Raw genomic sequence first — 20649 nt, forward strand, 5'->3', positions numbered from 1 at the left:
GGTTTTCCCTCATGGTCGCTCGCAAGCAAGAACGGGTCGCTGGCGGTCGATTTTGCAGCAATATGGACCGGTACCTTTATGGCACACCGGATCGGTTCAGGTCGTCCGACTCGCCGCCCGCCATGCGGGCTCGCCATATAACGCGTCCAGGGGGACCGTCATGAAGTTGCGCAACAAAGCCGTTACCGCATGTCTGGCCGGGCTTCTCGCGGCCATGTCCTTGCCCGCCTTCGCGCAGGATCCGTCAAGCTGCCGCGCGGTCCATTTCGCCGACATCGGCTGGACCGATATCACGTCGACGACGGCGCTCGCGTCCACCGTGTTCGAAGGCCTCGGCTATCAGCCCGTGACGACGGTCGCCTCCGTGCCGATTTCGTTCGCGGGATTGAAGAGCAAGCAACTCGACGTATCGCTCGGCTACTGGTGGCCCGTGCAGGAGAAGGCCATTGCGCCGTTCATCGAGTCCAAATCGATCAACGTATTGCAGCCGCCCAATCTGAGCGGCGCAAAAGCCACCTTTGCCGTGCCGACCTACGAATACGAAGCGGGCCTGACGACTTTCGCCGATATCGCCAAGCACCGCGCGGAGCTCGACGGGAAGATCTACGGCATCGAGCCGGGCAGCAGCGCGAATGCCGCTATCCAGAAGATGATCGCGACCAACCAGTTCGGTCTGGGCGGATTCAAGCTGGTCGAATCGAGCGAGGCCGGCATGCTCGTCACCGTCGAGCGCGCGGTGCGCGAGAAGAAGTGGGTGGTCTTTCTCGGCTGGCAGCCGCATCCGATGAACATCCAGCTCGACATGAAATATCTGACCGGCAGCGAGGGCGTGTTCGGTCCCAACGACGGCGAAGCGCGCGTCTACACGGTGACCTCGCCCGACTTTCTGACGCGTTGCCCGAACGCTGGAAAGCTCGTCAGCAATTTGCGCTTCACGACGCAAATCGAAAACGTCGTCATGCAGTCGGTGATGAAGAAAGAGAAACCCGCTGACGCCGCCAAGGCCTACCTGAAACAGAATCCGCAGGTCCTCAATGAATGGCTGGCCGGTGTCAAGACCTATGACGGCAAGGACGGCTTGCCTGCGGTCAAGGCGTATCTCGGTCTTTGATTACGTGCCTCCAGCACGACTCCGTACTTTCCATTGCAACGTCTAACAGGAATTGCCAGCATGAACCTTGAAGTGATCGTGACCTGTGCCGTCACGGGGGCAGGCGACACCGTCGGCAAGCACCCCGCTATTCCCGTCACGCCCAAGCAAATCGCCGAAGCGGCAATCGAGGCCGCGAAAGCCGGCGCGACCGTCGCACACTGCCATGTGCGCGATCCGAAAACCGGACGCGGCAGCCGCGACCCGAACCTGTATCGCGAAGTCGTCGATCGCATCCGCTCGGCGGATACGGACGTCATCATCAATCTGACCGCGGGCATGGGCGGCGACCTCGAAATCGGCCCCGGCGAAGATCCGATGCGGTTCGGCGCGAACACGGACCTGGTCGGCGGCTTGACGCGGCTTGCGCATGTCGAAGAGCTTCTGCCGGAGATCTGCACGCTCGATTGCGGCACGCTCAATTTCGGCGACGGCGACTATATCTACGTGTCGACGCCGGCTCAATTGCGCGCTGGCGCAAAGCGCATTCAGGAACTCGGTGTGAAGCCCGAACTGGAGATCTTCGACACGGGCCATCTGTGGTTCGCCAAGCAATTGCTGAAGGAAGGGTTGCTCGATGCGCCGCCGCTGTTCCAGTTGTGCCTCGGTATTCCCTGGGGCGCGCCCGCCGACACCACAACGATGAAGGCAATGGTCGACAACCTGCCGGGCGGAGCGCATTGGGCCGGCTTCGGCATCGGCCGCATGCAAATGCCGATGGTCGCGCAGGCGATGCTGCTGGGAGGGCATGTGCGTGTTGGCCTCGAAGACAACATCTGGCTCGACAAGAACGTGCCCGCGAGCAACGGCTCCCTCGTCACGCGCGCAATCGAGATCATTGAGCGTCTCGGCGGCCGCGCGCTGACACCCGCCGAAGGCCGCAAGAAACTCGGCTTGCGCGCACGCGGCGAACGGCTGCTCGACAAGCGTGCCATCGAACAGTACGCGTGACGTATCGAAGCGTATCGACAGCTTTAAACCCCATTCAACCCTTCCAGACGATCACCGGAAATGAAAGAGATCATCAGCATCAAGACATTCGCGGCAATCGGTTCGGGCGTGATCGGCAGCGGCTGGGTCGCGCGCGCGCTGGCGCACGGGCTCGACGTTGTTGCGTGGGACCCGGGCCCGGGCGCGGAAAAGCAGTTGCGCGACAATGTCGCGAACGCCTGGCCGGCGCTCGAGCGCGTCGGGCTCGCGCAAGGCGCATCGCAGGAGCGTCTGCGCTTCGTGAATACAATCGAGGAGTGCGTCGCGCACGCCGACTTCATTCAGGAAAGCGCACCCGAGCGCGAGGAACTCAAACTCGCGCTGCATGAACAGATCAGCCGCGCGGCGAAGCCCGATGCGATTATCGCGTCGTCGACATCAGGCCTGCTGCCCACCGACTTCTATGCACGCGCGTTGCATCCAGAACGCTGCATCGTCGGCCATCCGTTCAACCCCGTTTATCTGCTGCCGCTGGTGGAGGTGGTGGGTGGCGAGCGCACGTCGCCCGCGACTATCGATGCCGCGCTGCGCATCTATCACGAGCTTGGCATGCGGCCGCTGCATGTCCGCAAAGAGGTGCCGGGCTTTATCGCTGACCGCCTGCTCGAAGCGCTGTGGCGCGAGGCGCTGCATCTCGTCGACGAAGGCGTCGCGACCACTGGCGAGATCGACGATGCGATCCGCTTCGGCGCGGGCATCCGCTGGTCGTTCATGGGGACGTTCCTCACCTACACGCTCGCGGGCGGCGACGCGGGAATGCGCCATTTCATGCAGCAGTTCGGCCCCGCGCTTGAGTTGCCGTGGACCAAGCTCGTCGCGCCGAAGCTGACTGATCAGTTAATCGATCGCGTCGTCGACGGCACGGCGCAGCAAGTGGGAGCGCGATCGATCAAGCAACTCGAACGCTATCGCGACGAATGCATCACGAACGTGCTGTCGGCGATTGCGGACACAAAAGCGCGCCATGGCTTGGGTGCCGACGAATAACGTCGCGCACGACCGGAGCAGACGCGGAGCACACGCGGGGCATCGAAGCGCGATGCCCCGCGAGCCCTAACCATCCTTCAAAGCGACGGAGACATTGACCATGCCGCGATATGCGCAATTGCCGGCGTATCACGATGTCGTGCGCGCCGAATGGGTCGATTACAACGGCCATCTGCGCGACGCGTTCTATATGCTGATTTTCAGCTTCGCCACCGATGCGCTGATCGACGAGATCGGTCTCGACGACAGCGTGCGAAAAGCGCGCGGCCGCTCGATCTACACGCTCGAAGCCCATATCAACTATCTGCATGAAATCAAGCAAGGCGCCAAGGTGCGTGTCGAAATGCGCGTGCTCGCTCACGATGCGAAGCGGATTCATCTGTACCTCGAAATGTTCGCGGACGACGGCGACCAACCTGTTGCAGCCAGCGAGCAGATGCTGTTGCACGTCGACATGAGTGGGCCACGCTCTGCCGCGTTCGATAGCGATGTTCAAGCGCGCGTGCGCGCGCTCGTCGATCGGCAGGCAACGCTGCCTGTTGCCCAGTACGCCGGGCGCATGGTCGCTTTGCCTGCGCAAGCCGGCAAGTGACATGCGAGCATTAACAGGCACAATCAGATTAAGCACAACGGGAGTGGCACGTCATGCTCGAACCTGAAATCGCCGCTTTCGTCGAGCGCGCGACGGCGTTGTATTCGAGCGATCACCCAGCTACGACCGTGAACGACGAGCGGGCGACGTATGAACGTTTTGCCGCCGCGTTCACACCACCGTTGCCCGAGGGCGTGCACACGCACGACGCGCCGTTCACCTCACCCGGTGGACAGACTGTGATGCTGCGGTTCTATGCGCCCGCCCGGCGCGCGCAGTCCAACGGCACCGTGCTCTATTTTCATGGTGGCGGGTTTGTCGTCGGATCGATTCAAAGCCACGATCTGATCACGGCACGCATCGCGGCGGATACGGGCCTTTGCGTGATCGCCGTCGACTACCGGCTTGCGCCTGAACATCCCGCGCCTGCCGCCCACGACGATTGTCTCGCTGTCACGCGTGCGGCGCTCGACGAGCGCTTGCCGTTCGGTCCGCTGCCCCGGTCGCTGCAACTGGCGGGCGACAGCGCGGGTGGCACGCTTGCCGCGAGTGTCGCGATGCGTTTGCGCGACGAAGGCGTCACAGGTGTGGATGGCGTCGCGCTGGTCTATCCGCTGCTGGGTATCGAGCCCCAACTGCCCGCGCGCGATACGCAAGCCAACGCGCCGATGCTCACGCTTGCCGACGTGCAACGCTACGGCGCGCTGTACTGGGGCGCGGGCGTCAAAGATCGGGCGCTTGCCGCGTGGACCCTTCCGCTCGAAGCCTCGCGCTATGACACGTTGCCGCCCACACTCGCGATCGGTGTCGAGCACGATCCGTTATGCGACGACGCGCGGGTGTTCGCCGAGCGCATTCGCGCGGCGGGCGGCCACGCGTACGCGCCGGTCGGCGCGGGCCTCGTGCACGGCTCCTGGCGTGCACTGGCGACGAGTCCTGGCGTGCAATGGATGCATCGCGAGGTATGCCGGTTCCTGACCGGGAACGCAGCAGGACGCCCCTAGTTTGGCCATTGCCAGCCGTTCTACCGGGGCGCGTGCTTCAACCTTCCGACGCGCTCGCCAGTTCCTGATAGCGCACGAAGTGCGAACCCGCTGCGGTTTTCGCGGCATACATGGCGGTATCGGCCTTTGCCAGCAGTTCTTCCGCGTGCATGCCGTCGGCCGGAAATTCGCTGATGCCGATGCTCACGCCCACCTTCATCAGATGCTCGCCCAGCGGCACGGGCGCCTCCATCGCCAACTGCACGCGGCTAGCCGCCACGCGCAGCGCGTCGGTCGTACGCGCGCCGCCCACCAGAATCACGAACTCGTCCCCGCCATAGCGGGCCACGACATCGGTGCCGCGCAACGCCGCGCGCAGGCGCTGCGCAACCACCACCAGCGTCTGGTCGCCGGTCGAGTGCCCGAATTGATCGTTGATTTGCTTGAAGTCGTTCAGGTCGACGAACATCACAGCCAGCGGCTCGTCGCTCAGCGCCGCGCGGCGTATCGCCAGATCGAGTTGCTCCAGGAAGTGCGTGCGGTTCGGCAGGCCGGTCAACGGGTCGTGCCCTGCCAGGTGCGTCAGCTCCTGCTGCCGCGTATGCAGCGCGTCCACCTGGGAGCGGATCTCCATGCGCATGCGGTCGAAGCAGCGCGCGAGCACGCCAATCTCGTCCGAGCGTCCGACCGGCAGGCGCTCGATGGCCTCCTCGTCGAAGATGTGCGTCACCGCGTAGGCGAGCGTGCGCAGCGGCCGCGCCAACGCGCGCGCGAACAACACCGCCAGCACGATCGCCACGGTGCTGGAGATCAGCACGAGACGCATGATTTGCGCGCCGAGCTCGTTGGCGGGCGCGAGCACGTCCGTGAGCGGCCGCGCGAGCCCGAGCGCGATGAAGCGCTTGCCGCCCGTGAGACCGAACGGCGAGCGCACGAACGCGAACACTTCGGCCGGTGGCTCGTTGCTACGCGCAAAGCCGTTGAACGTCAGGCTCGACGGCCCGTTGGCGAACAGCGGCGCGGTGGCCGGAAAGCTCTTTTGCATCAGCACGCGGTGGCCGCGCTCGAAGCCGAAGGTCTGGTCCGGATCGGGATGGATCAGAAAATCGCCCCACTCGTTGGCCATGTACACCGCGTAGTCGGTCGGTAAATCGCGTTCGATGCGTTCGAAGATCTTGGTCAGATCCACGTCGATGACCAGCACGCCCACCTTGTCGCCGCTTTCATCGGCAATCGGCGTGCCCACCATCACCACCGGCAGCGTCCGGCCCGGGTCCGAACCGCGCTGGGCCTTCAAGCCGATCGGCGAGACGTAGACGCGCTCCGCATTCGCCGCCAGCGCGTCGTACACATACGGAAACTGCCCCTTCTCCTGCAATTGGTCATCGGGCACGACCACGACGCCATTCGTTTCGCGCTCGACGCGAATGCGCTCCAGGCCGTATTCCGCGCGCGAAATCAGGCGTATCTGCAGATACTCGGGGTGATGCCGCATGAAGCCGCTGAACACCTGCTTGAGCCGGGCGTCGGCGGGACGCGGCGCGTCGCCTCGCGCGACCACCGTCGACGAAGGCAAGGTCGCAAGCACGAGCGCGTCGTCCGCGACGTCGCCGAGCGCGGCAGTGAAACGCTGGCTCAGCAATTGCGTTGAAGTGAGCAGGCTGTGCTCCGCTTCGTGCATGAGCATCTCGCGATTGGCGCGATAGGTCGAATAACCGGTCGCGCCCGATGCCGCCACGCCGATGCACACCAGCAGGATGGAAAGCTGCGAAGTCAGCCCGAGCTTGATCATGGCGCAAAACGCTCCAGCCGGTCGCCCGCCTTGATCCGGCGCCACAGCGCCTCGCGCTCGGCAATGCTCTCGACGGGTTGGATCCAGACGAGATGCGGCCCCGCGCCGGCGGCGTCACTGGAAGCGTCGCCAGTCACAGGCGTCATGGTGTTGGCCAGCCCTTCGCGCTGCGTCAACTGCTTGCCGATTTCGGGCTCCAGCATGGTGTTGATCCAGTCGTAGGCCAGCGCTGGATTGCTCGCATTGTGCGTGATGGCCCAGCAATCGAGCCACGCCAGCGCGCCTTCGTCCGGAATCACGTAACCCACATCGACGCCGGCATGGCGCAATTGCTCGACTTGCTGCGTGCCGTAATTGCCGAACATCAGCGCCACATGATGCTGAACGAACTGCTCGGTGGCCTCTTCGGGCAACGTGTAGTACGTGAGCAGATTGCGCCGCAAGCGCACGAGTTCGCGCGCGACGGTGCGCAATTGCTCGGGCGTCAGGTGGAACGGGTCGGGATAGCCGAGCGCCAGCGCAGCGAACGAGAAGTTGTGCTGCGCGCTGTTGAAATCGAGCACCTTGCCACGATAGCGCGGATCCCACAGCGCCCGCATCGAACGCGGCGGCTCGGCAATCTGCTTGCGGTCGTAGATCAGCCCCATCGACGAATAGGTGAACGGAATCGCGTAGGTGCGGCCCGCGTCCACGAGCCCGCGAATCTTGGCTACCTGCTGGAAATAAGGCTGCTGCCAGTGGCGGTTCGGAATGCGCGAGAGGTCGAGCGCGCTGAGCAGGCCGGCGTGCGCGTAGCGCTCGATCTCGGCGGTGTTGGCCGCCAGCACATCGAACGGCTGCGGCTCGGCACTATGCATGCGGGCCCAGAGCGCTTCGTCGGAATCGACGAACGTGACTTCGACTTTGGCGTGGAAGCGCTTCTCGAACGCGCGGACCCAGTCGTCGTCCGCGTAGCCGGGCCACGCGAGCACGCGCAGCACGGACCGGCGCGGCGTATAAGAATCCGCGAGCGTGTGGGTCCAGAGAAAACACAGCAGCAGGACAGCCAACGCCGCCGGCGTGGCCCATCTGCTCACGCCACGACGATTGGCTCCCCCCCGGATGAACCCGCAAACGACCGTTTTGAAGCGTCGTCTCATTTCGCCAATTTATTCGATGCTGTTTCAGGGTTCCGCTAAGCGCGTCCCCATTTTCTGATAAAGCGAAGACGCCGCTTCGCTCGACCCCGTATTCCGCTGTCGCGATGGAAACCCATAATGCGTTCCCGCCGCTCATCTTATCGAAAATAGAAAACCAGATTATGCAATCCGGCTAACTTTCAGCACAAGAGAAAATCCGGTGGCCTGAAACAGGTCAAGCTATTGACGATATCTAACGTCGTTGAATCCTCTTAAATATGAAAAAAAGGCTCGCCCGACGGAGACAGTCGAAGCCAGCCTTAGGAAAGTCACTCATTTAATGCCCGGTTTTACTTCGTCCTGATCTCTCCAAGCGCATCGATGACATCGTCCGAATGGGTCACGAATCCAAAGCACTTCTTCACGTTCCAGATGCTGGCTTCGACGCAGAAGTCGGGCGACGTGGTGGCGCAGCAGTCTTCGACCATCAGGCAACCGTAGCCGAGGAAGTTGGCATCGGTTAGCGAGTGCATGACGCACTGGTCGGTGTTCACGCCGGCGAACAGAATCGTCTTGACGCCCAGATTGCGCAGAATGCTGTCCAGCGGCGTGTCCCAGAAGCCGCTGATGCGGTACTTGTCGACATGGATGTCCTCGGGTTCCGGCTTCAGTTCATCGACGATCGCCGCCGCCCAGCTATCCTTCTCGAGCACGCGCGCACCATGTCCCGGCAGCGCCTCGCCAAGGCCAATACCCACGCCCTTCGGCTTGTACAGATGCAGTTGGTTGGGCGGCATGTTCTTGAGGTCGGGGCGGTTGCCCCAGTTCACCCAGATGACATGGGCGCCGGCGGCCCGCAGTTCCGGCAGCAGGCGCTGCAGCGGTTCGATGGGCGCGCGGTCCGGCGTGTAGTCGAAGCCTAGATGGTCGACCCAGCCGCCCTTGGCGCAGAAGTCGTTCTGCATGTCGATGACCATAATGGCCGTGCGATGCAGATCGATCGTCACGGTTTGCGGCTGCGCATCGATGGTCACCACCCGCGGCTCCGGTGCGGGCATCGCCATATTGACGTTGCCGTGATCGGCCAGCCATTTGTAGTGCCGGCCGGAACCCAGGTGATTGGGTTCAGTAACGGTGGCTTCGGGCACGACGATCGGTTCGATCTTTTTAACGGACTGCAACATAGGGACTGTCTCCATTGTTTGCTTTTGCAAGCTGTCGTTTTAAAAAGAACTGCGAGTGAAGATTGAATCAGGCAGCAATCTCGGGTTCCATCTCCTCCGCGGGCGCCGGCATGGGGCGCTTGCGCAACGAGGCTTCCATCACATAGCCAAAACCAATAAACGTCAGCACCGGATTAAACAGAGCGGCGCCAGCAACCGCAATCAGGAGGCCCGCCACCATGCTGTAATGGGCGTGGGCTTTAGCGGAAATCTTCCCAAGGAAGCCCCTGAGGTTGGCGCTGCCGTAGAACACGGCGTTGGACAACGCAAGGCACGCGCCGGCGACGGCCAGTCCGGTATGGCCGGTCGCCATGCCGCCCTGGACCATGAAGATGCCGTTGATCGTGAGCGGCACGTTGGAGAGCAGCGAGAACGTGGGTATCAATCGCCCGTATCGGGCGCCAAACCCGGGAATGAGGTTAGCGAACAAACATAACGTGGCGGCCAGGCTCAAACACATGCCGCCGATCACGACGAGGGCATTGGGGCCCGTAGAAGTCAGGCCGAGCGAACTTAGCAAAAAAATAACGGGCGAGGCAATGGCTTTGGACTTGCGTGAAAGCATGGTTGTGTCTCCGTTACGTGTATTTGTGTAATGGCAGAGTAGGCATGCCGGCACATAGCGGAAATCAGGTTTTCCTGATTTGAGGCTCAGGAATTGCCTGGAGCGATTGATAACCCGCGAAGGAGGTTTGCGGGCATCCAGGCGTTTTTGCGCGCGAAACCTTATGCGTCGTCCCGGACGGCAGCCGAAGACTCGCGAATCACCAGCGATGGACCGGGCGGCGTGGCGGAAGCCGCCCCGCCCTTGCCGGCCAGGTGATCGAGCAGCAGCGCAACGGCTTGCGAGGCCGTTTCGTCGAGGTGAAGATCGACGGCCGTGAGCGGCGGTCGGCAACTGCGCGCGCGAATCCCGTCGTAACGAGTCGCGATTTTGATGTCGTCGGGCACGCGCCGGCCTGCGTCGCCAATGCCCTGCACGGCGCCCACCGCAAACGCGTCAACCAGCGCGCACAACCCGTCGAGCTGCGGGTGCTGCTGCAAGAGCGCCACGCAGGCTTCGCGGCCCGCCTCCTCGCCGCCCGCTTCGTCGGCCACCCCAATCACCGGCGTCATGTCGTGCTCCGCACAGAATTGCTCGTACGCAGCGCGCGATTCAACATACGAATTACGCTGCTGCGCGCCAATCAGCAGCGCAATCTGCCTGCTGCCCTGCTCGTGCAGATGGCGCAGCAACAGCGCCGTGGTGGCGAACGAGTGGATGTCGACATAAGGCAGCGCGTCGTTGCCGGGCATGCGCCCGAGGCACACGACCGGCAAGCCGCGCTCCTGCAGATGGGCCACGTTCGCATCGTCGGCGGTGGGTTCGATCACGATGGCGCCGTCGATGTCGAGCTGTTCGAGCGGCAACCGCCCCGCCATGATGGGCGGCACGAGCACCAGCGCAAGTCCGCGCGTGAGCGCGGCGGCCGCCGCAACCGCCGCGACTTCCATCAGAAAGCCAAGCCGCGACGCGCCGCCGGCGATCTCGAACGGCATCGACGAAAGCAGCGCGATGGTGCGCGCCTCGCCGGTGCGCAGCCGTTGCGCGCGCACGCTCGGGCGGTAGCCCAGCTCGCGCGCCACATCCTTCACGCGCTGGCGCGTTTGCGGATCGACATAGCCCTTGTCGTTCAACGCATGCGAAACGGTGGTCGTGGAGACGCCCGCTGCGCGGGCGACATCGGCAATGGTCGGCCGCGACTTCGGCGGCGCTGGACTTTGCATGCTGGTTCTCTCGCTTGAGTCCGGGTTTTGTGGGCTATCGCGACCACTCGGTCGATAAATAATCCGGCTTGACAAGGCCTTTTGGACGCACCATTCTACGATAGCAAATCGATTTGGGGCGGCGGCCCAATTTTTTGGCCGCGACCCCAAATCGATTTGGGACGCGGTTTTTATCAAGCCGCTTCCCCACAACAACGACCCATGGAGACACGCAGTCATGACGAAAGCCCAGCAGGTTCACGCTGTCGACGAGCGCTTACCGTTCGTCAAACTGATGTTGTTCGGCCTGCAGCACGTGCTGGTCGTGGCCGCTTCCCCCATCACCGCGGTTTTTCTGGTCGCCAAGGCGCTCGGGCTAACGTCGGCGCTGACCGTCGACCTGATCAGCGCGACCTTTCTCGTCTGCGGAATCGGCACGCTGCTGCAATCGTTCGGCCCGCTGCGCTTTGGCGCGCGCCTGCCGTTCATCATGGTGCCGGGCGGCGCGCCCGTGGTCCTGTTCGTGCTGATCGCGCAGCAAACCGACCTGCGCACGGCCGCCGGCGCGACCATCCTCACGGGCCTGTTCTACTTTCTGCTGTTGCCGGTGTTCCGGCGCTGCCTGCGCTTTTTCCCGCGCATCGTGATCGGCACGATGCTGATACTCGTCGCCGTCAACCTGATCCGCATCTACGGCGTGGTGATCGTCGGCCGCCCCGGCACCGCCGAGTTCGGCAGCCCGGCCGGGATTGGTCTCGCGCTCGCCACGGTCGCCTTCACCGTGCTGTTCGCGAAGCTCTTCAAGGGCATGCTCGGGCAACTCGCCGTGCTGCTGGGCCTGCTCGCGGGCGCCGCGCTGGCTTCGGCACTGGGCTTCATGAGTTTCGCCGGCGTCTGGAGCGGCGCGCTCGTCACGCTGCCCACGCCGCTGCCGTTCGGCATGCCGCGCTTCGATCTGTTCGCCGCCCTGCCGCTGCTGATCTTCAGCGTGATTTCGATGGCGGAAGCCACCGGCCAGACCGTGGCGATCGCCGAGATCGTCGGCAAGGAAATCGACCCGCGCGTGGCCGTGCCGCAGACCATCCGCGCCGATGCGCTCATGTCGATGCTCGGCGGGTTCTTCGGCACCTCGCTCATCATCACGAGCAGCGAGAACATCGGCATCGTGGAGGCAACCGGCATCCGTTCGCGCTTCGTCACCGCGATGGCCGGCGCGCTGCTGATCGTGATCGCGCTGCTCGCGCCGCTCTCGCGCCTCGCCAACGCCATTCCCGCCGCGGTGGTGGGCGGCAGCGCGCTGATCGTGTTCTCGATCATCGGCGTCATGGGCATCAACCTGCTGCGCCAGGTGGACCTGCGCGCGCGCGCCAACATGTACACGCTCGCCGCCGCGCTCACGATGGGCATCCTGCCGATCGTCGTGCCCGGCGTCTACAGCCGCTTTCCCGCGACGCTGCAAATCGTGCTCGGCAACGGGCTCGCGATGGGCGCGCTCACCGCCGTGATCGTCAACCTGATCTTCGAGCACGTGAGCCTGCGCTGGCGGCCGCGCGCAAATCATGCAGCCCATGCCACCCATGCGACTGGCGCCCTCGAAGCCGCCGTCAACGAAACCCCTTCCTGCCACTGAACCCCACACAGCCCAATTTCATCATCATGCAAATTCGCTCCACCGCCGCATCGCCCTGCTCCCTTTCCCGCACCGAACTGTGCGCCGATGAACTGCTGCTGTTGCCTGAAACGCTGCTGCTCGCCGAGGGTCCGGTGCGCGAGCATGCGGTCGTAATCGCCAACGGGCGCTTTCTCGACATCGGCCCCGCCGAACAACTGGTGGCGCGCTACCCGCTGCTGACGCCGCTTGCGCTGCCGGGCAAGCTGCTGATGCCCGGCTTCGTGGACGCGCATCACCACCTCACGCAGTCGTTCGGCAAGGCGCTCGCGTTCGGCGAGCCCTCGGAGATCTACCGCCGCATCTGGGTCCCGCTCGAGAATTGCCTCGACGAGAACCTGCTGTACCTCTCGACCAAACTCGCCGCACTCGAAGCGCTGCGCGGCGGCTTCACGACCGTATGCGACGCCGGCACGCGCTCGGACAGCGACATTGCGACGATCGCCGCGGCCACCCAGGAAGTGGGCGTGCGCTGCGTGCTCGGCAAGATCTGCAACGACCTGGCCGACCCTATCGACGCCCGCGAGCGCGGCGCCATCGTCGCCCGCGCGCAAGCCCATCTGGCGCATTGGAGCGGCCATGCGCTCGTGCATCCATCGCTCGCTATTTCGGTGCCCGAAGCAGGCTCGGACGGCATGCTGCAAACCGTGGCCGCCCTGTGCGCCGAGGCCGGCGCGGTGTTCCAGACGCATGCCAACGAGCACCTCGCCGCCGTCGAACGCTCGATCGTCGCGCGCAAGATGCGCCCCATCGAGCACCTTCACCATGCAGGCGCATTGGGGCCGCAAACGCTGATCGCGCATGCCACGCTCGTTACGCCCTCCGAACTGAATCTGCTGCGCGACACGGGCGCGGCGGTGAGCTACAACCCCGTCGCGAGTTCGTGGAAGGGCAACGCGGTAGCCCCCGCGCTGCAGATGGCCGCGCTTGGCATCCGCTTCGGCCTCGGCACCGACGGCACGCGCAGCGACGCATTCAGGCTGCTCGACGCGGCCGAGACCGCGCAGCGCTTCGCGTTCGGGCTCGCTACGGGCGACTCGTCATGCGGCGCGGGCAAGCTCTGGCTCGATCACGCGCTGCGCGGCGGCGCCGACGCCGTGCGCCTTGGCGCACTGACCGGCGACATCGCGCCGGGCATGGCCGCGGACTTTCTGCTCGTGGATCTCGACGTGCCGGAAATGCGGCCATCGTGGGAGCTCGAATGGGAGCTCGTGCGCCTCGCCAATCGCAGCCAGATCGACGCGGTGTTCGTCGCGGGACGCCTGCGCCTGTGGCACGGCTGGCCCATCGACTGGGACGCGCGCGCGCTGCTGCGCGAAATCGACGAAGCCGCTGCCGATGTCGTTGCGCGCGCACCTATTCAGCGAGTGCATGCCGCGCCCTTATCAGTTGCCCCGGCCGTTCCCGCCGCCTTCGCGGCTCGCGGCTCGGCACAGCCCGTCACGCCAGATCTGGCGCCACTGGCTTCCACTAGCTGAACCACGCGGGCGCGATCGCCGTTCGATCCGCCCCGCGCATAGCTGTCAATCCTTAGGAGAACCCATCTGTGAGTCTGACCGTATTTTTCATTCTTGCCACCACCGTGACGATTGCCGCGTTCATTCAAGGCGCGGTCGGGGTGGGCTTCGCGCTCATCTGCGCGCCGGTGATCGGCTTGATCGATCCGGGCCTGTTGCCCGTGTCGCTCCTGATCCTGATGCTGCCACTCAATGTCTATCTCGCGTGGCGCGAGCGTCCGGCACTCGATTCGCACGGCACGCTGTGGATCACAGTCGGGCGCACAGTGGGCGCGGTGGGCGGCGTGCTGATCATCTCGCGCATCTCGGCGCACGACCTGAACCTGTTCATCGGCGCATCGACGATTGCCGCCGCCGTCGCGACGCTGTGCGCGCCGACCTTTGCGCCGGGCCGCAACGCGCTGATCACGGCGGGCGCGGTGACGGGCATCACCGAAACCGCAACGGGCATTGGCGGGCCCGCACTGGCGATGGTCTTCCAGCACTACCGCGCGCCCGCGCTGCGCTCGACCATCGCGCTGTGCTTCGCCATCGGCGAAGCGGTCTCGCTGGTGATGCTCAGCTTCACCGGCCAGATCAGTTCGGACCGCTTCGTTTCTGCGCTGCTGCTCGTGCCGCCCGTCATTGTTGGCGCCTTCATCAGCCAGCACGTGCACCAGCGCCTGAACGGCAAGGTCCTGCGCATCAGCGTGATGGCCTTCGCGATCGTTTCGGGCGCGGCAATCCTGTATCAGACCTTGAAGTGAATCCGTGAAGTAAACGCAGGCACGGCCGGCCCGGGCAGGGCCGGCTCGTTCCACAGAGCCAATAGAACATCGAGAACATCGCGAGGAGATCCCCCAATGAAGAAGTGTCTGTTGGCGAGCGCGTGCGCCGCGCTCGGCATGGCCAGCATTTCCGTTGCCTATGCACAGAGCAGCATCACGCTGTATGGCAGTCTGGATGCGGGCGTTGGCTACGTCAGCAATCTGCGTGGCTCGCACGCGTTCATCGCCGAACAGGGCACCTTCCAGGCCGACCGCTGGGGCCTCACCGGCACCGAAGACCTGGGCTCGGGACTGAAGACGGTGTTCAAGCTGGAGTCGGGCTTTTCGACGCTCAGCGGCGCGATGTCGAGCGCGGGAACGCTCTTCAACCGCCAGGCCTGGGTGGGTCTCGCGAAGAACGGCATCGGCACCGTCACGCTCGGCCGCCAGACCGACTTCCACTTCGAAATGCTCGGCCCGCTTTCGACCGCCCAGACGCTCGGCGACTTCTCCGCCTTTCATCCGGGCAACGTCGACGGGCTGGCCAATACCGTTCCCGTCGAACTGTCCAATACCGCCAAGTTCGTGAGCCAGCCGTTCGCGGGCCTCACCATCGGCGCGCTCTACGGCTTCACGAATTCGAGCAGCAGCACGACGGGCCACACCATCAGCTTCGGCGCGAACTATGGGTATGGCCCGCTGAAGCTGGCCGCCGCGTGGTCGGAGTACCACGACCGCGCGCTCAATCTGGCCGGCGGGCTGGGCCTTAATGCGTTCGAGGGCGTGAACCTGGCTAACGGGGCGCCGTTCGTGGCCGACCGCGTGCGCAATGCGGGCATCGGCGGCAGCTATCAGTGGGGGCGGGTTCAGTTGCACGCGCTCTACACGCAGGTGCGCATCGAGCGGCTTGGCGCGGCGCAGGACTACCGCACCATCGACGGCGGCGCCAATGTCCAGATCACGCCCGCTTATATGGTGGGCGCGGGCGCGTGGACCATGACGCTCGACGGCAAGCGCTGGACTCAGGCGACGCTCGCCAATGTGTACTCACTCTCGAAACGCACCCAGCTTTATATGGACGTGATGGTGGAACGGGCCTCATCGGGCGCGGTTGCCAGCACGATGGGGATAGGCCCATCGTCTTCAGGCTCGCAGACGGTCGTGCTGGCCGGGATTCATCACTTTTTCTAGGGCGGCCGGGCGGCGGCGGCACAGCCGCCAGCGGTTGAATGCCGGGGAAAGCGGGCACGCATGGCCCAGCCCCGCCCCGGCTTCATGTCAAAATAAGCCCCTCGCCCCAACCCCAAAGACTGTCCCCCAAGCGCGCTCGTCACCATGCGGCCCCCGATTTCTCCGTCCCTTTCGCACCCCGCGTCGGCCCGCCAGGCAACCCGCCTGAGCGGCTTCGACCCGCAGGCCATGCGCGACGCGCTTCAGGAAGGCGTGCTGGAGCACGTCCAGCTGGAGGTCGGGCAGTTTCGAGGCACGGTCGCCCATAGCGCGAGCCGCGAGCTCCAGGTCGACTGGGGCAACTACAGCCTCTCGGTGATGGCGCTGGGCGCGCTCAACCGCAACCGCATCACGATGGGCATGCTGCTCAGCGGCCACGGCGATTGGCGGCTGTTCGGCGCCGCCGTCGACAACGGGCTGCTCTTGGTTGCCCCGGAGGGCAGCGAACTGGCGCTGTGCCTGCCCACGCAGCCGCAGTGGGTTTCGCTCCAGGTCGAGCGCGAGCGGCTGAACGCCATCGGCGTCGATCTGGGGGCCATCACGCGCGGCGGCGGCCTGCGTCTCCCGGGAGGCAGCGACGCGATGCTGCGCACGCTGCACTATTGGTCGCCCGCGCTGCTGGCGAGCGGCGCAGCGGACAACACGGCGGCCGACGAAACGGGCGACGCGGCCAGCGACGCAGCCAGCGCTCAACTGGCGCTCGCGCACGAGGATATTCTTTCGGTCATGCTGGGCGAGCTCGATGGCCGGCAAGACCCGGCAGCCATGGGCCACTCGGCGTTTCTCGACGCCGGCGAGCGCTGGCGCATCGTGCGACGCGCCCAGGATTTTCTCGACGCCCAGGACAGCCCGCTCGTGCGCATCGACGATCTGTGCCAGGCCGCTCGCACCAGCCTTTCGACGCTCGAACGCGCGTTTCAGGAAGCGTTCGGCTGCAGCCCGCGCCGCTTCCTGATCCTGCGGCGCATGGCGGCCGTGCGGCGGGAATTGCTGCGCGCCGAGCCCTCGGCCTCGGTCACCGAAGTCGCCACGCGCTGGGGCTTCTTTCATCTGGGCCGCTTCGCCGTGGAATACGCGAAGCTCTATCACGAGCGCCCGTCGGAAACCCTGCACCGGCGCGCCTGAAGACGCTCGCTTGGGGGTGCCGGGGCTGCAGAAAGCCGCCGCCATACCAGGGATTTCCCCCGAAACCCGGGCGGCGCAGGCAACTTGCCGGAAAGTGGATAGTCGTTCGAGAGCGCCTGCCCCAGACTTCCCGCCATGCATACCTCTTACGACTACATCGTGATCGGCGGCGGGTCCGCCGGCAGCACGCTCGCTGGCCGACTCAGCGAAGACCCCAACGTCACCGTTTGCCTGCTCGAAGCCGGCGATTCGGACAAAAGCACGCTCATCCAGATGCCCGCGGCCGTGGTCGCCATATTGCCGACCCGCCTGCACAACTGGGCGTTCAAGACCGTGCCGCAGCCGGGTCTCAACGGACGCCGCGGATATCAGCCGCGCGGCAAGACGCTGGGCGGCTCCAGCTCCATCAACGCGATGCTCTACGTGCGCGGCGATCGTTGGGACTACGACAATTGGGCCGCACAGGGCAACCCGGGCTGGTCGTTCGAGGACGTGCTCCCTTACTTCAAGAAGTCCGAGCGCAACGAGACCCTCGACAACGCGTTCCACGGCAAGGAAGGCCCGCTCAACGTCGCGGAGATCCAGACGCCGAGCCCGATCCATCAGCGCTTCCTGCAGGCCGCCACGCATTGCGGCTTGCCGAGCGTGGCCGACTATAACGGCCTGGAGCGTGACGGCGCGTTCATGTACCAGGTCACGCAAAAGAATGGCGAGCGTTGCAGCGCGGCCAAGGCGTATCTCACACCCAACCTCTCGCGCAAGAACCTCACGGTATTGACGGGCGCGCAAACCGAGCGCGTGCTACTCGCGGGCAAGCGCGCCGTTGGCGTGCGCGTCAAGATCAACGGCCAGTCGCAGGACCTCAGGGCCAGCCGCGAAGTGATCCTGAGCGCGGGCGCGTTCGGCTCGCCGCAAATTCTCATGCTGTCGGGCATCGGCTCCGGCGCGCAACTGCAGGCCATGGGCATCCCGGTGGTGCACGATCTGCCGGGCGTGGGCGAGAACCTGCAAGACCACATCGATTATGTGTACAGCTACTCGACGTCGAGCAGCCCCGAGACCTTCGGCGTCTCCATTGGCGGAGGCGCTCGCGTGATCAAGGGCATTGCGCAATGGCGGCGCGAGCGCAGGGGCTTGATGACCACGCCTTACGCGGGTGCGGGCGCGTTCGTGCGCAGCAGCCCCGACGTGCCGGCGCCCGACCTCCAGCTCATTTTCGTCGAAGCCATCGTGGACGATCACGCGCGCAAGCTGCACGTCTCGCACGGCTTTAGTTGCCACGTCGACGTGCTGCGCCCGAAGAGCCGGGGCACCGTGAAGCTGGCGTCGACCAACCCCTTCGATGCGCCGCTAATCGATCCGCGCTTCTTCTCCGATCCCGCGGATATGGACGTCATGCTCAAGGGCGCGAATCTGCAGCGCCGCATTATGGAAGCGCCGCCGCTGAAGGCATTGGGTGCGAAGCCGCTGTATCCGGTCGATCAATCGGATCAGCGCGCCGTGGAGCAGGATATCCGCCGCCGCGCCGACACCCAGTACCACCCGGTGGGCACCTGCAAGATGGGCAGCGATCCACTCGCGGTAGTGGATGCGCAATTGCGCGTGCATGGAATCGAAGGGCTGCGCGTTGTGGATGCTTCGATCATGCCGACGGTGGTCAGCGGCAACACCAACGCGCCCACGATCATGATTGCCGAGAAGGCGGTGGATATGATTCGGCAGGCGGCGAAGTAAGTGGCTGGTTGGGGAGCGTGATTCGGCACCACGCGCGGCACCACGCGCGTTCACGCAGGTCAGATCACGCGCGACGCGCTGGCCGAAGTCGCGGCATTGCCGATGGAGCGAGCGGTGCGCTCGCTCGCATTTAATCGCAAAAATCCTCGCCGTTCATCGGGATCGCCCCGTTTGCCCCCTGCGACAAGCGGTCCAGGGCGTCACCCTGTCACTTATCGCTGGCATTCATTGTCTCGATAATGAATGCCAGATCGTCGCTGAAACAGCAGCGACCCGGGGTGAGAGCCGGAAATGCAAAGGCGGATTGCCGCCACTCACGAGTGGCTTTTTTTCGTCCGCATGCCAACGCGCGCCTTCAATGGCCGGGCCGTGGCGGGGGAGCTTCGGCTCACCGGTTCCTTTGCGCCGGCCTCTCAACCCCGTCTTGCGCCCGGCCACCCCCACCCCGATTGAGAGCGGGAGCCGGGCCCCACACCCAGCACAGGAGATTGCGCTGTGAACACTCCCACCGACGACAGGCGAGGGCACTGTATCGACTTCACCGTCCCCGACACTCCGGTATTTAATTTCGCTCCCGATCTCGGCTATTTCGAAGTACTCGGCACCATGGAGCAACTCATCGACGAATCGCTAATCCCGCGCGAACTCGAATGGCCCACCGGGTTCAACGACCGGTTATGGAACGACGAGAAATTCGAATGGCGGTTGCGCCGCCAGCGCCCTGAAGGCGCTCGCGGCCCACGACGGTTCTACGCAGAGTTCGATTACTGGTCCCTGCGCTCGACGGTGCGCGGGCGGCCAATGAAAGTCGTGCAGGCGCTATGGATGCGCCGCGAGGCCGACCGGATTGCCGCGATCCTCCAATGGACCCGCGAGGATGAAGCACAGGTCCACGCAGTGGCACGCGCGCACCGCGATGTCGCGTTTCAGCGATTCAAGCGACTTGTGCCGGCGCTGGATGGGCTGTCGAGGAAACGCCGCCGCGGCGAGTAGATGCAGTGCGCCCCGCGCTGGGGCGAGGCACACGGGGAAACGTGCCACGAGCGAAATGCAAGTTCCTGGTTCACTGCCCTCCTTCATCGCCCAACCACACCGTCCTTCGAAAACAGAACGGGCATCCCCTTTCCATTGATCACGACAGCCGTCAGCGCTGCGCGGTCGGTGCGTTGGCTCGCAGCGAAGGCCGGTTCACCGCTACGAGCATCAAGCACGAAGCCATCGAGCCCGACGCCCACTACACCGTCACGCGTAGCGACAAGGTCGGTGATAGAACCGCTTGCGTGTGAATCCACGCGCAACCAGGACTCACCCGCGTCGGCACTCCCGTACACATTGCCGAGCAATCCGCCCACGAAGATGCGGCCATCGGGTGCGGCAGCGCCTGCCCACAGCGATCCCTTGCCTCCCGTCTCCAACCATTTCCAGCTGATGCCGCCGTCCCTGGACCGCAGGACCGAGCCCTGCTCCGCAGCGACATAGATGGTATTGGAGCGATCGGTAAAGATACGATACAAATTGCGGTCCGCGCGACTGCCGCCCGCGGGCTTCGGCACCGCAACGCGCGTCCAGGTGTTGCCGCCGTCATGCGTCACGAGCAATAGCGACCACAGGCCAACCGCGAAGCCATCGCGCGCATTGAGGAAGTCGATCGAAAAAATCGGTTGATCCGTAGAGGTATCGACGCGCTGCAGCTTCCACGTTTCCCCCCCGTCCTGAGTGGCGATAATGGCTCCCCAATGTCCGGCGGCCCATCCGTGCCGGGCGTCCGAGAACGTCACGGCGGTAAGCGTCGAACCGACCGGTACCTTGACGGCCTGACGAAATGATTGGCCATCGTCGTCGGAAAGCAGCACGATGCCGTGCTCTCCCACCGCCACGATGCGAGCGCCCGCGCGAGTTGCATCGAGCATCATCTTGTGTGCCGGCGCTTGCCAGGGGTGCGCTGGCGTCTCGATGAGCGTAACCGGCTTTTCGCCCGTTTGCGCAAGCGCCGGCAAGCAGGCACACAGCGCTACCAATAAAGCGATTATCTTCAGCATGACTAATC

The 20649-nt window shown here is 64.6% G+C and carries 18 protein-coding genes; 12 read left to right on the top strand and 6 right to left on the bottom strand.

All coding sequences use genetic code 11. The features are described 5' to 3' along the window. Positions 1–160: 160 nt before the first annotated feature. The 5 genes from HV773_RS02730 to HV773_RS02750 all read left to right on the top strand — a co-directional run bounded on the left by HV773_RS02730 (position 161) and on the right by HV773_RS02750 (position 4723). On the top strand, positions 161–1111 hold the full coding sequence (locus tag HV773_RS02730) for a choline ABC transporter substrate-binding protein (protein WP_129563482.1): 951 nt from the start codon (positions 161–163) through the stop codon (positions 1109–1111). A gap of 60 nt (positions 1112–1171) precedes the next feature. Next, positions 1172–2101 (top strand): 3-dehydrocarnitine:acetyl-CoA trimethylamine transferase CdhC, encoded by a 930-nt coding sequence (gene cdhC, locus HV773_RS02735; RefSeq protein WP_129563483.1) that lies wholly within the window; start codon positions 1172–1174, stop codon positions 2099–2101. A 60-nt stretch (positions 2102–2161) separates the two neighbouring features. After that, the gene (locus HV773_RS02740) at positions 2162–3127 is read left to right on the top strand and encodes an L-carnitine dehydrogenase (protein ID WP_129563484.1); all 966 of its coding nucleotides are present in this window, start codon (positions 2162–2164) and stop codon (positions 3125–3127) included. A 100-nt stretch (positions 3128–3227) separates the two neighbouring features. Next, positions 3228–3719 (top strand): thioesterase family protein, encoded by a 492-nt coding sequence (locus HV773_RS02745; RefSeq protein ID WP_129563485.1) that lies wholly within the window; start codon positions 3228–3230, stop codon positions 3717–3719. A gap of 53 nt (positions 3720–3772) precedes the next feature. After that, a complete protein-coding gene (locus HV773_RS02750; RefSeq protein WP_129563486.1) occupies positions 3773–4723 on the top strand; it encodes an alpha/beta hydrolase in 951 nt (316 codons plus the stop codon). Positions 4724–4760: 37 nt separating this feature from the next. Here HV773_RS02750 and HV773_RS02755 read toward each other — a convergent pair whose 3' ends face one another. From HV773_RS02755 to HV773_RS02775, 5 genes are all read right to left on the bottom strand, one after another. Continuing rightward, entirely contained in the window at positions 4761–6494 is a 1734-nt protein-coding gene (locus HV773_RS02755; protein ID WP_129563487.1) for a sensor domain-containing diguanylate cyclase, read from the bottom strand. Next, on the bottom strand, positions 6491–7633 hold the full coding sequence (locus HV773_RS02760; RefSeq protein WP_129563488.1) for an ABC transporter substrate-binding protein: 1143 nt from the start codon (positions 7631–7633) through the stop codon (positions 6491–6493). The genes HV773_RS02755 and HV773_RS02760 overlap by 4 nt, the downstream gene beginning before the upstream one ends. Before the next feature lie 329 nt (positions 7634–7962). Then, positions 7963–8796 (bottom strand): cysteine hydrolase family protein, encoded by an 834-nt coding sequence (locus HV773_RS02765; protein ID WP_129563489.1) that lies wholly within the window; start codon positions 8794–8796, stop codon positions 7963–7965. Between the two features lie 67 nt (positions 8797–8863). Beyond that, the gene (locus HV773_RS02770; RefSeq protein WP_129563490.1) at positions 8864–9400 is read right to left on the bottom strand and encodes a hypothetical protein; all 537 of its coding nucleotides are present in this window, start codon (positions 9398–9400) and stop codon (positions 8864–8866) included. A gap of 161 nt (positions 9401–9561) precedes the next feature. Then, positions 9562–10602 carry a LacI family DNA-binding transcriptional regulator gene (locus HV773_RS02775; protein ID WP_129563491.1) on the bottom strand — a complete coding sequence of 347 codons (1041 nt, stop codon included), beginning with the start codon at positions 10600–10602 and terminating at the stop codon, positions 9562–9564. Between the two features lie 217 nt (positions 10603–10819). Here HV773_RS02775 and HV773_RS02780 point away from each other — a divergent pair, with 217 nt between their 5' ends. The 7 genes from HV773_RS02780 (at position 10820) to HV773_RS02810 (ending at position 19595) form a co-directional block, all read left to right on the top strand. Next, complete coding sequence (locus HV773_RS02780; protein WP_129563492.1) at positions 10820–12211, top strand: uracil-xanthine permease family protein; 1392 nt, start codon at positions 10820–10822, stop codon at positions 12209–12211. A gap of 26 nt (positions 12212–12237) precedes the next feature. Further along, a complete protein-coding gene (locus HV773_RS02785) occupies positions 12238–13728 on the top strand; it encodes an amidohydrolase family protein (RefSeq protein WP_175194190.1) in 1491 nt (496 codons plus the stop codon). Positions 13729–13796: 68 nt separating this feature from the next. Beyond that, positions 13797–14513, top strand: a complete 717-nt coding sequence (locus tag HV773_RS02790; protein WP_129563494.1) for a sulfite exporter TauE/SafE family protein — start codon at positions 13797–13799, stop codon at positions 14511–14513. A gap of 96 nt (positions 14514–14609) precedes the next feature. Beyond that, positions 14610–15704, top strand: a complete 1095-nt coding sequence (locus HV773_RS02795; RefSeq protein ID WP_129563495.1) for a porin — start codon at positions 14610–14612, stop codon at positions 15702–15704. 144 nt (positions 15705–15848) lie between these two features. After that, positions 15849–16868, top strand: a complete 1020-nt coding sequence (locus HV773_RS02800; RefSeq protein WP_129563496.1) for a helix-turn-helix domain-containing protein — start codon at positions 15849–15851, stop codon at positions 16866–16868. Positions 16869–17003: 135 nt separating this feature from the next. Next, entirely contained in the window at positions 17004–18602 is a 1599-nt protein-coding gene (locus HV773_RS02805) for a GMC family oxidoreductase (protein ID WP_129563497.1), read from the top strand. 495 nt (positions 18603–19097) lie between these two features. Further along, positions 19098–19595, top strand: coding sequence for a hypothetical protein (locus tag HV773_RS02810; protein ID WP_129563498.1), 498 nt, complete (start codon positions 19098–19100; stop codon positions 19593–19595). An 83-nt stretch (positions 19596–19678) separates the two neighbouring features. Here HV773_RS02810 and HV773_RS02815 read toward each other — a convergent pair whose 3' ends face one another. Next, positions 19679–20641, bottom strand: coding sequence for a WD40/YVTN/BNR-like repeat-containing protein (locus HV773_RS02815; protein WP_129563499.1), 963 nt, complete (start codon positions 20639–20641; stop codon positions 19679–19681). Positions 20642–20649: the final 8 nt, after the last annotated feature.

It is taken from the genome of Paraburkholderia caffeinitolerans, from assembly GCF_902859945.1.
Classification (GTDB): domain Bacteria; phylum Pseudomonadota; class Gammaproteobacteria; order Burkholderiales; family Burkholderiaceae; genus Paraburkholderia; species Paraburkholderia caffeinitolerans.

What these genes read in the sequence shown, in the direction of transcription:
- HV773_RS02730 (WP_129563482.1), top strand. Translation starts at nt 161, where the DNA reads ATGAAGTTGCGCAACAAAGCCGTTACCGCATGTCTGGCCGGGCTTCTC.
- cdhC (WP_129563483.1), top strand. Translation starts at nt 1,172, where the DNA reads ATGAACCTTGAAGTGATCGTGACCTGTGCCGTCACGGGGGCAGGCGAC.
- HV773_RS02740 (WP_129563484.1), top strand. Translation starts at nt 2,162, where the DNA reads ATGAAAGAGATCATCAGCATCAAGACATTCGCGGCAATCGGTTCGGGC.
- HV773_RS02745 (WP_129563485.1), top strand. Translation starts at nt 3,228, where the DNA reads ATGCCGCGATATGCGCAATTGCCGGCGTATCACGATGTCGTGCGCGCC.
- HV773_RS02750 (WP_129563486.1), top strand. Translation starts at nt 3,773, where the DNA reads ATGCTCGAACCTGAAATCGCCGCTTTCGTCGAGCGCGCGACGGCGTTG.
- HV773_RS02755 (WP_129563487.1), bottom strand. Translation starts at nt 6,494, where the DNA reads ATGATCAAGCTCGGGCTGACTTCGCAGCTTTCCATCCTGCTGGTGTGC.
- HV773_RS02760 (WP_129563488.1), bottom strand. Translation starts at nt 7,633, where the DNA reads ATGAGACGACGCTTCAAAACGGTCGTTTGCGGGTTCATCCGGGGGGGA.
- HV773_RS02765 (WP_129563489.1), bottom strand. Translation starts at nt 8,796, where the DNA reads ATGTTGCAGTCCGTTAAAAAGATCGAACCGATCGTCGTGCCCGAAGCC.
- HV773_RS02770 (WP_129563490.1), bottom strand. Translation starts at nt 9,400, where the DNA reads ATGCTTTCACGCAAGTCCAAAGCCATTGCCTCGCCCGTTATTTTTTTG.
- HV773_RS02775 (WP_129563491.1), bottom strand. Translation starts at nt 10,602, where the DNA reads ATGCAAAGTCCAGCGCCGCCGAAGTCGCGGCCGACCATTGCCGATGTC.
- HV773_RS02780 (WP_129563492.1), top strand. Translation starts at nt 10,820, where the DNA reads ATGACGAAAGCCCAGCAGGTTCACGCTGTCGACGAGCGCTTACCGTTC.
- HV773_RS02785 (WP_175194190.1), top strand. Translation starts at nt 12,238, where the DNA reads ATGCAAATTCGCTCCACCGCCGCATCGCCCTGCTCCCTTTCCCGCACC.
- HV773_RS02795 (WP_129563495.1), top strand. Translation starts at nt 14,610, where the DNA reads ATGAAGAAGTGTCTGTTGGCGAGCGCGTGCGCCGCGCTCGGCATGGCC.
- HV773_RS02800 (WP_129563496.1), top strand. Translation starts at nt 15,849, where the DNA reads ATGCGGCCCCCGATTTCTCCGTCCCTTTCGCACCCCGCGTCGGCCCGC.
- HV773_RS02805 (WP_129563497.1), top strand. Translation starts at nt 17,004, where the DNA reads ATGCATACCTCTTACGACTACATCGTGATCGGCGGCGGGTCCGCCGGC.
- HV773_RS02815 (WP_129563499.1), bottom strand. Translation starts at nt 20,641, where the DNA reads ATGCTGAAGATAATCGCTTTATTGGTAGCGCTGTGTGCCTGCTTGCCG.